Below are 11,668 nucleotides of genomic sequence, written 5' to 3'. Positions count from 1 at the left end.
AAATAGGGAGATTATATGCTTAATGACTTTTTACAACTAATTACAAAAGAAACAATTTCAACAATAGAAGGACTGCTAGGACAAGCCCCTGAAGTAAGTCTAATAGAAAGTGAAAATGGCAAAAAAGATAGCATAGTAGCACCTATGACAAAGATAGATATAGATTCTGATAATTCTACAAGAATGGCTATGTTTATCTCTGCAAAGCTAGGAACAGCACTAGCTGATATGATGCTAGGTGGTGATGGAAGTGCGACAAAAGATTCCATGGAAGATGATGACTTAGATGCAACAAAAGAAATAGCATCAAACATACTAGGGGCGGTATCTACTTCTCTTGGAGGGCAAAAGGAGCTACCAAAACTTAGCTTTAACATAGGAAACATAGCCTTTATAGGCGATGGTGGAGATTTAGCATTAGATGATTATAGTGGCTTTTATACATTCTCATTTAGCATAGGCGATGTAAAAGATTCCATATATTTTGCATTTTCTAGCACATTTGAGAAGTTATTTAGCCCACAAGCAGAAGAAGCTCCAGTAGAATCTAGCCCAGCAAACAGCGGAAGCAATTCATCTAAAGTGGAGCTAAACAATAATGAAATGAAAAACATGGCAATGTTACTTGATGTAAGATTGCAAGTAAAGGTAAGAATCGGGCAAAAGAAAATGCTCTTAAAAGATGTTATTGCCATGGATATAGGAAGTGTAGTGGAGCTAAACCAACTAGCAAACGACCCACTAGAAGTGCTAGTTGATGACAAAGTAATTGCAAAAGGTGAAGTTGTAATTGTAGATGGTAACTTTGGGATTCAAATAACCGAAATAGCACCAAAAAAAGACAGAATAGAACAACTAATGTAGCCTAGTATTTTGCATCACTTAGCACAAATGCAAAGTGTGCATTGCCACCAGCATTATTTATAGAATCTCTAGCCTCTTTTATCGTCAATCCTGTTGTTATAATATCATCAAATAAGACTATATCTTTATTATAAACACTTCTCTTTAGCACAAAATTTCTAGGATTCTTCTCTCTAAACTCCAAGCTTTTACCAGCATAATTTACATTATTTGTGGATATTAGAGTGTGATACATTGGGGTTATATTGCATTTTTTTAGATGTGATAGAAGTATCGCACTATGAGAATATCCCTTATTATTTATCCTATCATCAACTGCAACTCCATAGAATCTAATATTATTATTTAAAATATTTTGCACATAAGATAATACTTTTTTTGAGAGTATAGAATACACTTTGCTACCTATATAATCATATTTCAAAGATAACAAGAAAGAAACTTCAGAAAAATCATAAAAACTATAAACCTTAAAGCCATCTAGCTCCCTACTTCTAGGAGTAATTTTAATTATATTTAGACAATTTTTACATATTGTAAAAATAGATAATTTATAGCAAACAATACATCTCATTTACTATCTATAAAACTTATAATCTCATTTGTTATAGCACCAACTTCATCTGAAGCATTAATTATGCAATATGGAATTCCTAAAAGCCTAATTGTATCCAAGATTCTGCTTTGCAATGACAATAGATACTCTACACCTCTTTTTTCTATATTATCCATTTCTTTTTTACCCAATCTAGTTATAAGCTCATTTTCAGAAATTTCCAAAAACACTACATAATCAGGCACAACCCCACTAGTAGCAAAAAGATTCAAAGTTTGCAAAATCTCAAAATCAAAATCTGTTGCATATGCAATACCGCTAACTAGACTTCTATCAGAAATTATCAATTTCTCCTTATTTGGCTTTATTATTTCCTTTATATGTTGTGCTCTATCTGCTAGAAATAATAAAATCTCTGCTTCTTTTGATAGAGATTCACAATCATAAAGCAGAATCTCTCTTAACTTCTCACCTATTTTACTGCCACCTGGCTCTTTTGTAAAAATTGCATCTTTATAATGTAACTTTAGAGATTTTATTTGTGTGCTTTTACCGCATGTATCAATACCCTCTAATGCTATATACATTTATTGTTCCTTATAAAATTAGAAACACAACTTGGCACCAAATGGCTAATATCACCATCATGCAATAAAATAGACCTAACAACACTAGAGCTTATAAAAGCATTTTTTAAAGAAGGCATTAGATAAATAGTTTCTAAATTACTATTCAATGATGCATTTGCATATCCCATTTGTAATTCATACTCAAAATCACTAACCGCCCTAAGCCCTCTAAGAAGAACATTTGCACCAACTTCGTTTGAAAAATCAGCAACCAAATTACAAAATCCAACAACGCTAACACATGGTTTGTTTAAAAAAGCCATTTTCGCCATTTCTACTCGTAATTCTTGCGAAAATAATGGCTTTTTACTCTCGCTTTTTGCAACTGCTACTATTATTTTATCAAAGATTTTACACGCACGATTTACTATATCTACATGACCATTTGTAATAGGATCAAATGTCCCGGGATAAATTGCTATCCTCATTGCTCTAAGCTCCAAGACATGCTATCTCCTGCAAAAAGTGGCACAATATCATTGTATATCTTAGACACTTTTAGCTCTTGTTTTATTAGCGTTATTTTTCTATTGCTTCTATTTAAATTATATATTTTAGTTGCATTTAGACTTACAAATTTTTCTAAATTTTCTAAAGAATCATGTTTCTCAAATACTTCAGCTAATTTTGGTAGCAAAATAGGAGCACTAAAGATTCCAGCTGCACCATTATTACATTCTTTTTTACTAATTAAATGCGGCGCTGAATCGCTACCAAAAGAAAACTTATCGTGTGCGTTTAGTGCGATATTTAACAATGTTTCTTTATCCTTTGGTGTCTTTAAAATTGGCTTACAAAAATAATGCGGATTTAGCATTCCACCTAGCACATCATCTAAGCTAAGAAGCATATGGTGCAAGGTTAAAGTTGCATATAAATTATCATATCTCTCTACAAGTTCTATGGATCTTCTATCGCTTAAATGCTCAAAGATGATTTTTAACTTAGGAAATGTCTTGGCTAAAGATTCAAAAATAGGTAAAAATTCAAATTCCCTATCTAAGACAAAGCCATTTGTCTCGCCATGTATGCTAAGTATGAATCCCAAATTCTCTGCAACTTCTAAAATCTCTAAGACTTTATCGCTTAATATTTCTTTTACACCATTTTCACTACCTGTGGTTGCACCTTTTGGATATAGCTTTAGCATAAAAAGTCCATTATCTTTTGCTTTTTGCAATTCTTCTTTATCTAACTCTTCTGTTAAATACAAACTAACAAAAGGGCTAAAGTCATACTTAGAAGAATTTAGGATTCTAGTTTTATATTCCAATGCTAGTTTTACACTTGTTATAGGTGGGTTTAGGTTTGGCATAACAACAGCACCACAAAATTGAGAAGAAGTATAATTTACAACATCTCTTAAAATCTCTCCATCTCTTAAGTGCAAATGCATATCAAATGGACTTTGTATTTCTAGTTTCATTTTTAATCCTTTATTTCTAATAAAGATAACATACAATCTCTATAAAGCTCCATATCTTCTTTACTTTTTGCCTCAAATCTAACAACAAGCACTGGAGTTGTATTACTAGCTCTAATTAGCCCCCAACCATTTTGAAACACAACTCTAACACCATCGATAGTTATAATATCAAGTATTTTTGGAAAGTCTTTTGGTGGATTTTTTAGAATCTCTTTTAGTTTTTCAATAATTACAAACTTGGTTTCTTCACTACTTTGTATTTTTATCTCATCAGTAGAGTAAAGTTTGGGCAGAGATTCTAATGCTTCATCAAACTTAAGCCCTTTATTATGCACTATATCAAGAAGTCTCAAAGCAGCATAAGTTGCATCATCAAATCCAAAATAATCATCATTAAAAAACATATGCCCACTAACTTCAAACGCCATATGTGCATTTGTTTCTTTTAGTTTCACTTTTAAATTACTATGTCCCGTTTTATGCATTAATGTTTTGCCAATTTTGTTTATAGATTCATACATATTCAAAGAACACTTAACTTCACCTATTACAAATGGATTTTTTACCTCATTTGCATATATTATGGCTAATTCATCGCCTTTGTAAATTCTGCACTTCAAATCTTTGCTCTTTAATACTGCCAATCTATCTCCATCACCATCAAAGGCAATCCCAATACCATCTACTTTAGACATAGAATCAATAATGAATTTTAAATTTTCTACCTCACTAGGATCTGGATGATGATTTGGAAAATTCCCATTAGGCTCTAAAAAAAGACCATTATATTTAATCCCAAGCCTATCTAATATAGGACAGATTCCAAGTGCTGCAACACCATTTCCACAATCAATACTAAGCGGTATATTAAAGCCTCTTAATTTCTCAAATTTTTTAGATAAAAAATCAATATACTTACTTAATACATCAAGTCTCCCTCTCTCTTTAGCGCTTGTTTGTAGCTTAGGGAATGAAGAATTATAAAACTCTCTTTCTAAAGCATAAATCATCTCACCAAAAAACGGCTCTTTTAAAAGCGTGATTTTAAACCCATTATATTGCGGTGGATTATGAGAACCAGTAATTACAATACTAGAATCCAAAACCACATCATCAAAATCAGTAAAAAGTGCAAAATATCCAACAGGGGTTGGAATCTCTCCTAAGTTATAAGTCTTAATCCCTGCTATCTCCAAGCCACTACATAACCATTCAAAAATGCTCAAAGAATGAACTCTAGCATCATAGCCAACGCCAATATTGCTTCCACCTCTTTTTAGTATCTCTAATCCTAATAAATAGCCTATCTTTAAGACATTTTCTTCTGTTAAATCCTTATTAAAAATGCCTCTAATATCATATTCTCTAAAAATTGAAAGCTTATTCATGCTCTACCTTTATCCCTCCGATATAAAGTGCCAACGCTTCTTTAGAATTTAAAATCAAATTTAATGCTATTTGCTCTTTGCATTCAAGTTTAAAAACAGCAAAATCAGGCACATAGCCTTGCTTTAAGATTCCAGCTTTTAGCCCTATTTTATTGTCTTTAAAAGCATAGTTTGTAACGCCAAGTAATAATTTTTGTGCTAAATATTCAACATCATATTCACTATAAGCATAAAGTGCCATTTTTAACTCATCTAAAAGACTTAAGCTATCATTTGAGCTAAGCCCATCAGTTGCAAAAATAACATCAAAGCCATTGTTATACATTTTAGAAAGTGGCAATAAAGCATTGTTTAAAAGCCTATTAGAACGAGGACATGAAATTATCTTGCCATTTAATTTTTTAATTCTTTCTAATTCATTATCATTTGCAAAGAGAGTATGAACAAAATAAGGATTCAAACCCTCTAATTTATCCAAAAAAGATTCTATGCTAAAAAATGGCGTCATATCAGAATTAAAAAATCGTTTAAAGAAATCTTTAAAATAACCACTGCCATTATCTAGCCATTCTCTTTCCTCTTTAGATTCTAAAAAATGCACACTTAATGGCAACTCTTCTACTTTTGCAATCTCTAATGCTTTATTTAGTAATGTTTCATGCACAGAATATGGCGAATGAATAGCGATTGCTGGGAAGAATCTTTTTGATTGATATTGTGCACACTCTTTGATTCTTGCATTTAGACTTTGTTCTAAAAATGGCACTGCTTCTTCTTTTGAACCAATTACTTCATTAAAAAATAGCACTCTTAAAGGAGAATTAGCCAAAACTTCCACATCATATCCATAGCTAGAAATAGCACCAATACACGAAATTCCGCTTTTTAGCATTTTTGTAATTTCTCTTTGCATTGCTTCTTCTAGTGTGCTATCCATTAGAGAATCCCTATTTACAATTACACTATCAAGCCATTTGCCAAAGTTACCATAATGCAACTTGCCATTATTTTTGCTAAATTCTAAATGTGTATGCAAATTAGCAAAAGATGGTGTAATGACACAATTTTCATAATATTTCTTCTCTCTAATTCTTAAAGATTCTAACTTTTCATATTTATCAACTGCAATTATTTCATTGTCATCAAAATAGATTCCACCTTTTTCTATTATGCTAAAAGAATCATCGCACAAAAGCAAAAAATCAGCACCAACTAAATACATAAAAAATCCTTAAAAAATTTGCTTGCCACCTATAAAATGATGTTTAACCTTGCCACTAAATATCCAATCATAATAAGGTGAATCTTTAGCACCTATCATTTGCGTCTCTTTTGTATCAAGCAAACAAAAATTAGCCAAATAACCTTCCTTTATCAGCCCAACATCATCTAGCTTTAATATCTGTGCTGGATTGAATGATAGAATCTTGCTTAAATCGCTAAACCTCATATGCTCATTTTTCACAAGCAGACTATAACACATAGGGATAAAATACTCTATCATATCTATGCCAAATGCCGCCTCATCAAAGGCTAGGTCTTTTTTAGATAGAGATTGTGATGATTGCAGAGAAGTTAGCAAGTCTATTTCTAGCTTTTTGGCTCTTTTTGTCAATTTAGAACGAGTAGATTCTGATTTTAGAGGTGGTTTAATTTTTGCTGCAGTGTTGTAATTGTTGCACAAATCTTCGGTTAAAATTAGATGATGTATCGAAGTTTGTATGAAAATATTTGGATTTTTCTTTTTTGCTTCTTTTAAAATTTCTACACTCCTATCAGAAGAAATAGCATTAAATATAGCTCTAACGCCCATAAATGAAGCAACCTCACACATCATAGCAACTTCTTTTGTCTCACTTAGAGATAAAATCCCACTAAGCCCTAAAGATGCACTAAGCTCACCATCATTCATAACTCCATCTTTACTCAAAGATTCATCATCACAATCAAAAAACATTGGCAAATCAAGCATTGTAGCAAACTCACAAGTCCTACGCAACAAATTTCCACTTATGCTAGATTTGCTAAAAATACCTCTAGCACCTTTTTTGTGTAAAGATGATATTGGCGGAATCCCGCTCTCTTCATCTGTTAAATTAGAAGTTATACCAATTATTTTGACACTTAGTTCATGTTGTAAAACAGATAATAACTCCATGCCAAGTTCAGTGCTTAAAGATGGTTTGCAATCAGGCATTAACGCAAGCATTCCTACTCCACCAACTGCTGCTTTTTGTGAAAGATTCAATATATTTTCTTTGGTTAATACATCATTATGAAGTCTAGTATTTAAGTCAATAGCACTAGGCAAAAGAGTAAATCCATCTGCATGAAAGACCTCCTCTCCAGCACTTGGCATAATGCTTCGTTCTACTTTTACTATCCTATCACCTTCTATTCTTATATCACCCTTTTGCTCCAAGAGGGCATCACATATCATAGCACCCTTAATTACCATAAAATAACCTTGCAAGAATTTTTAAAAGATTATTGCAAAATTAAAGATAAAACTTAATAAAAAACTATTTTGTAGGGATAATTATTCTAAAACCTTTTTTATCTTCATCTAGTAATTCTATACTTCCGCCATGTGCTTCAATAATCTGTAATGACAATGCTAATCCAAGCCCATTACCCTTTAATTTTGTGCTTTTAAATGGTTCAAATAATATTTGAGGATTCTCAATTTGTTTGCCACTATCATAAATTTTAAATTCTGCTTTATCATTAACGATACTATAAAATATCTCTATTAAACCACTATCATTATCACTCTCTTCAATTGCATCAACAGCATTAAACAAAAAGTTCTGCAAAACTATACACAATAAATCAAAATCAGCTTCTATTTGTGAGCTATCAAACTTTAGCTTCAAATCTATATCTTTAGAATATGTGTAATACCCTAGAGATTCTTCTAATTCTTCTTTTATGTTTTCAGGGTTTATTGTGCTTTTATTTACATGCACACCTTTTGAAAACAGCAATGTAGCCTTAACAATCCTCTCCACACGCCAAATTGATTTTTTTATCTCTAAAACTAGAGGCTTGTTTTTTAAATCAACTTTATTTATAAGTGTAGAGGCTAAAAGTGCAACAGAGCCTACAGGATTCCTTATCTCATGTGCTAAATGTGCTGATATTTGCCCCATAGATGCTAGTCTTTCACGCCTTTTTTCACTTGTAATATCAGTAGCAGTAATTATAAATTTGTTTAGCTTTTTATTTATTTGAACCAAATACACACTAGATTCAAGCTCAATTTCTTGTCGTTGCAAATTGCGTATATCCAAAAATTCCAAAAGATTTGAAATCTCGCTTGCAAAAGAATTTTGATAAAATATTTCCCCACCCTCTTCTAGTACCCATACAGCAGTTGGCAAAATATCCAATACCTCTTCAAAGAGAGCCCTTAATTCAACAAATTCTTTTTCTACTTCATATGTTTGTGTGATTAACTCTTTTAGCCCTTTTGCAAAAGATTCCTTATCGCTACTACTTAAAGATTCCAATAAATTTTGATCTATCACTATAAGCCTTGTTGTTTTTGTAAATCTTTTAAATAACCATATAGCAAATCACTATATCCAAAACTACCGCTAAGAGATTGTGATAGTGTATCTTTATACATGGATTCATATATGTCATGTCCGGGTGCTTTTGGATATAGAGGATCTTCTAGTTTTAAAGATGTATCAAGTATAGTCTTTAAAATCAACGCCTCAAAGGCATCTGTTTGTTCTCTTAGCCTTGAATCATCATCTGTTTTTGTAATTTCTGGTGCTTTTTTAGCAACATCTAACAAATCTTTGCTATATCCGCTAATGCCATTAAAATCAATTGCCATGAATCCTCCTTAAATTATTTCCAAATCAGCATTAAAAGCACCGGCTTTTTTCATTGTCTCAATTATAGCTATCATATCTTTTGGAGTAGCACCCATTCTTTGCAATGCTCTTGTGACGCTAGAGATAGTAGGATTATTCGCACTTGCTACCATTGCTTGTTGAGGGCTAAATGACGCACCACTGCCCATATCAACCGCTTCTGGGTCATTTATAGGCTCATTTGATACTTTTATTGTTATATTGTTATGAGTTACAACAATAGGAGATACCTCAACGCCAAGCCCTGCTATAACCGTTCCTGTTCTTTCATTTATTATTATTCTATCTTCTTTTACATAATCAACATCAATATTTTGAACCCTAGCTAGAAATTCAACCATGCTTATATTTTCTGGCTTTTGTAATCTTATTGTTCTTGGATCTACGGCAACTGCAACAGAATTTGTTGCATTTGAATCACTATTTGTAGCAGGAGCAAATGTCTCATTAATCCTAGTTTGGATTCTAACTACATTTTGAAAATTAGATTCTTTTAAACTAAGAGTTGCATTTGTTTTGCTATACAAATCATATACAACTTCTCTCTCAACAATACCGCCATTTGGTAATGTGGCAACTAGTGGGTGGTTTGCTGCACCGCCTCTTTCGCTTTTACCACCTATACCTACAGCACCTTGAGCGACAGCATAGATTCTCCCATCTAAACCACTAAGAGGAGTTAACAACAATGTCCCACCTTCTAAAGACTTCGCATCACCAATACTTGAGACTAAAATATCAAGCTTATCACCTTGTCTTGCAAATGGAGGAAGCTTAGCAGTAACCATTACAGCAGCAACATTCTTTGATTGTATATCATTTGGATCTATTTTTACATTTACACTCTCTAGCATGTTTGACATTGATTGCATTGTAAAAGTAGAGGTAGTCTTATCGCCAGTCCCATTTAGACCCACAACCAAACCATAACCTATTAGTTGATTATCCCTAACGCCGACGATATTTGCTAAATCGCTAACCTTTGCAGCATACATTGGTAGCGTAAAAAACAAAGTTATTGTTAAAATCCCTTTAAACATGTTCATATTTCAAATCCTTTTGCTATATTTATTAGCAAAAATAAGCAAATTGCATTCCAACTATCAATATGCTACAATACGCAACACATCGGAGTATAGCGCAGTCTGGCTAGCGCACACCCTTGGGGTGGGTGAGGTCGTGGGTTCAAATCCCGCTACTCCGAAACTTAAGGTTTAATTACCTCAACTATCTTTAAATTAAATCCATTTAGCACCATAAAACTATCTTCATTTTTTGTAGAACTAATTAGTTTAAAGTCCAAAATGCCAAGTAACTTTAGAATCTGCGCACCTATCCCAAGCTCTTTTATATCGGAATTTTTACTAGTTCTTAAAAACACAAGATAGCCTACATGCTCTTTTAATATATCTATTGATTTTACAAGTTCATTGAATCTAGAAAAATCTTCTAGCAATAATATATCCTCATCTACAATGTGGAATTTCACATAAGGAATCTTGCTAGTATCTCCAAACTTGTATGCAATATGAATCCTTCCTATATGATCTTTAAAAGAAGTCTTAGTAACATCAAAATCAAAAAAACTAGAAGATTCTTCACTTTGTATGCTAACTAGGTTTTCAGACTGCATTCTATATTCTATTAAGTCTGATACATATAGAATCTTTAAAGAATGTTTAGAAGCAAAATCAATTAAAAATTTATCATCTCTTCTAGCCATAAGCCCATCTTCTTTCATTATCTCACAAATCACGCTAACTGGCTTAAGTCCAGCTAATTTACAAATATCAATACTAGCTTCAGTGTGTCCCGTCCTTTCTAATACTCCACCCTCTTTTGCTACAAGTGGAAAGATATGTCCAGGTCTTACAAAATCATCTGGCTTAGCATTGGCTCTACACATAAGCTCTATCGTCAAACTTCTCTCATAAGCAGAGATTCCTGTTTTTGCCTCTTTTGCATCTATTGATATAGTAAATGCTGTATTATGATTTGAGCTATTTGATGCCACCATAGGTGGCAAATCTAAATCATTTGCTATCTTTTCAGTGATAGAGACACAAATTAAACCCCTTGCATATTGAGCCATGAAGTTTATCTTATCTGGTGTGCTAAAGATTCCAGCCATAACCAAATCACCCTCATTTTCCCTATCTTCATCATCCATTATTATTATCATTTCACCATTTTTGATAGCTTCTATGGATTGCTCTACCCTTAAAATAGCTTCATTTTTACTCATATAATTTCCTTGCCAAAACAACTTTATATAAACTAAAAATTAAAAATTTTATAAATACTCTCTTTAATTGATAATTAACCCAAAAAGTCAATATTAATCAAAAATTATTAATTATTTTATAATAAAATTTATAAGATAAAAAGTTTAATAAAAATAAAATTTTATTTAAAGAAATATAAAGCAAATTTTTAGCATTATTAGTTACGAATACAATAAGGAATTCTAATGACAACACAACAAAATTTTGAGGTATATAATGAGAGAAAGTTAGTTTCGTTTTTAACAAACATAAGAAAGCAGATAGCAAAACTTGAAGCTGATAAAAGCGTAATAGAAAGAAAAATACAGGAAAAATCTTCAAAAGAAGAAGCAATTAGAACAGCATTGGCAAAAAAATTAGATATATAATTTTTGCCTTTACTAATTCTTGACAAACGAGCCTTTTTTATATATAATCCGATTTCTTAAAACATTGGGGTATCGCCAAGCGGTAAGGCAGCTGGTTTTGGTCCAGCCATTCCGAGGTTCGAATCCTTGTACCCCAGCCACAATCAAAATGATTTTTAACATTTTTAGTTATATTTATCGCGGGGTAGAGCAGCCCGGTAGCTCGTTGGGCTCATAACCCAAAGGTCGGTGGTTCAAATCCGCCCCCCGCTACCAATTTTAATTT

The 11,668-nt window shown here is 32.3% G+C and carries 13 protein-coding genes and 3 tRNA genes; 5 read left to right on the top strand and 11 right to left on the bottom strand.

What is annotated here, in order from left to right:
- The first annotated feature begins 15 nt into the window (after positions 1-15).
- Positions 16-864 carry a flagellar motor switch protein FliY gene (fliY, locus tag PF021_RS00475; RefSeq protein ID WP_271020438.1) on the top strand — a complete coding sequence of 283 codons (849 nt, stop codon included), beginning with the start codon at positions 16-18 and terminating at the stop codon, positions 862-864.
- Position 865: 1 nt separating this feature from the next.
- Here fliY and PF021_RS00470 read toward each other — a convergent pair whose 3' ends face one another.
- The 10 genes from PF021_RS00470 to PF021_RS00425 all read right to left on the bottom strand — a co-directional run bounded on the left by PF021_RS00470 (position 866) and on the right by PF021_RS00425 (position 9,796).
- Positions 866-1,438 carry a ComF family protein gene (locus tag PF021_RS00470; protein ID WP_271020436.1) on the bottom strand — a complete coding sequence of 191 codons (573 nt, stop codon included), beginning with the start codon at positions 1,436-1,438 and terminating at the stop codon, positions 866-868.
- Positions 1,435-2,007 (bottom strand): dTMP kinase, encoded by a 573-nt coding sequence (tmk, locus tag PF021_RS00465; protein ID WP_271020434.1) that lies wholly within the window; start codon positions 2,005-2,007, stop codon positions 1,435-1,437. Before tmk ends, PF021_RS00470 begins: the two co-directional genes overlap by 4 nt.
- Positions 1,998-2,477: a pantetheine-phosphate adenylyltransferase gene (coaD, locus tag PF021_RS00460; protein ID WP_271020433.1), complete on the bottom strand. Its 480-nt coding sequence runs from the start codon at positions 2,475-2,477 to the stop codon at positions 1,998-2,000. The genes tmk and coaD overlap by 10 nt, the downstream gene beginning before the upstream one ends.
- Positions 2,474-3,475: a dihydroorotase gene (gene pyrC / locus PF021_RS00455; RefSeq protein WP_271020431.1), complete on the bottom strand. Its 1,002-nt coding sequence runs from the start codon at positions 3,473-3,475 to the stop codon at positions 2,474-2,476. The genes coaD and pyrC overlap by 4 nt, the downstream gene beginning before the upstream one ends.
- A 2-nt stretch (positions 3,476-3,477) precedes the next feature.
- Positions 3,478-4,863, bottom strand: coding sequence for a phosphomannomutase/phosphoglucomutase (locus PF021_RS00450; protein ID WP_271020429.1), 1,386 nt, complete (start codon positions 4,861-4,863; stop codon positions 3,478-3,480).
- Positions 4,856-6,085 carry an aminofutalosine deaminase family hydrolase gene (gene mqnF, locus PF021_RS00445; protein WP_271020427.1) on the bottom strand — a complete coding sequence of 410 codons (1,230 nt, stop codon included), beginning with the start codon at positions 6,083-6,085 and terminating at the stop codon, positions 4,856-4,858. Before mqnF ends, PF021_RS00450 begins: the two co-directional genes overlap by 8 nt.
- A gap of 9 nt (positions 6,086-6,094) precedes the next feature.
- A complete protein-coding gene (locus PF021_RS00440; RefSeq protein WP_271020425.1) occupies positions 6,095-7,321 on the bottom strand; it encodes an amidohydrolase family protein in 1,227 nt (408 codons plus the stop codon).
- A gap of 64 nt (positions 7,322-7,385) precedes the next feature.
- Positions 7,386-8,393, bottom strand: a complete 1,008-nt coding sequence (locus tag PF021_RS00435) for a sensor histidine kinase (RefSeq protein ID WP_271020424.1) — start codon at positions 8,391-8,393, stop codon at positions 7,386-7,388.
- Positions 8,393-8,710: a rod-binding protein gene (locus PF021_RS00430; RefSeq protein WP_271020423.1), complete on the bottom strand. Its 318-nt coding sequence runs from the start codon at positions 8,708-8,710 to the stop codon at positions 8,393-8,395. The genes PF021_RS00435 and PF021_RS00430 overlap by 1 nt, the downstream gene beginning before the upstream one ends.
- 9 nt (positions 8,711-8,719) lie before the next feature.
- Positions 8,720-9,796 carry a flagellar basal body P-ring protein FlgI gene (locus tag PF021_RS00425; RefSeq protein ID WP_407081396.1) on the bottom strand — a complete coding sequence of 359 codons (1,077 nt, stop codon included), beginning with the start codon at positions 9,794-9,796 and terminating at the stop codon, positions 8,720-8,722.
- A gap of 83 nt (positions 9,797-9,879) precedes the next feature.
- On the opposite strand from PF021_RS00425, the gene PF021_RS00420 reads away from it, so the two are divergent.
- Positions 9,880-9,954 (top strand) — tRNA-Pro (locus PF021_RS00420).
- Positions 9,955-9,957: 3 nt separating this feature from the next.
- Here the strand turns inward: PF021_RS00420 and PF021_RS00415 are convergent.
- Positions 9,958-10,995, bottom strand: coding sequence for a bifunctional 3,4-dihydroxy-2-butanone 4-phosphate synthase/GTP cyclohydrolase II (locus PF021_RS00415; RefSeq protein ID WP_271020422.1), 1,038 nt, complete (start codon positions 10,993-10,995; stop codon positions 9,958-9,960).
- A 225-nt stretch (positions 10,996-11,220) separates the two neighbouring features.
- On the opposite strand from PF021_RS00415, the gene PF021_RS00410 reads away from it, so the two are divergent.
- The 3 genes from PF021_RS00410 (at position 11,221) to PF021_RS00400 (ending at position 11,658) form a co-directional block, all read left to right on the top strand.
- A complete protein-coding gene (locus PF021_RS00410) occupies positions 11,221-11,403 on the top strand; it encodes a hypothetical protein (protein WP_271020420.1) in 183 nt (60 codons plus the stop codon).
- Positions 11,404-11,468: 65 nt separating this feature from the next.
- Positions 11,469-11,543 (top strand) — tRNA-Gln (locus PF021_RS00405).
- A gap of 38 nt (positions 11,544-11,581) precedes the next feature.
- Positions 11,582-11,658, top strand: a tRNA-Met gene (locus tag PF021_RS00400).
- Positions 11,659-11,668: the final 10 nt, after the last annotated feature.

Origin of the sequence: Helicobacter ibis, assembly GCF_027859255.1 — a bacterium.
Lineage (GTDB): Bacteria > Campylobacterota > Campylobacteria > Campylobacterales > Helicobacteraceae > Helicobacter_D > Helicobacter_D ibis.
This window is presented reverse-complemented; position numbering and strand designations above follow the sequence as displayed.

Coding starts and splice junctions, on each gene's coding strand:
- PF021_RS00425 (WP_407081396.1), bottom strand. CDS start 9,796: ATGAACATGTTTAAAGGGATTTTAACAATAACTTTGTTTTTTACGCTA.
- PF021_RS00450 (WP_271020429.1), bottom strand. CDS start 4,863: ATGAATAAGCTTTCAATTTTTAGAGAATATGATATTAGAGGCATTTTT.
- tmk (WP_271020434.1), bottom strand. CDS start 2,007: ATGTATATAGCATTAGAGGGTATTGATACATGCGGTAAAAGCACACAA.
- fliY (WP_271020438.1), top strand. CDS start 16: ATGCTTAATGACTTTTTACAACTAATTACAAAAGAAACAATTTCAACA.
- PF021_RS00470 (WP_271020436.1), bottom strand. CDS start 1,438: ATGAGATGTATTGTTTGCTATAAATTATCTATTTTTACAATATGTAAA.
- PF021_RS00410 (WP_271020420.1), top strand. CDS start 11,221: ATGACAACACAACAAAATTTTGAGGTATATAATGAGAGAAAGTTAGTT.
- PF021_RS00440 (WP_271020425.1), bottom strand. CDS start 7,321: ATGGTAATTAAGGGTGCTATGATATGTGATGCCCTCTTGGAGCAAAAG.
- coaD (WP_271020433.1), bottom strand. CDS start 2,477: ATGAGGATAGCAATTTATCCCGGGACATTTGATCCTATTACAAATGGT.
- PF021_RS00430 (WP_271020423.1), bottom strand. CDS start 8,710: ATGGCAATTGATTTTAATGGCATTAGCGGATATAGCAAAGATTTGTTA.
- pyrC (WP_271020431.1), bottom strand. CDS start 3,475: ATGAAACTAGAAATACAAAGTCCATTTGATATGCATTTGCACTTAAGA.
- PF021_RS00415 (WP_271020422.1), bottom strand. CDS start 10,995: ATGAGTAAAAATGAAGCTATTTTAAGGGTAGAGCAATCCATAGAAGCT.
- mqnF (WP_271020427.1), bottom strand. CDS start 6,085: ATGTATTTAGTTGGTGCTGATTTTTTGCTTTTGTGCGATGATTCTTTT.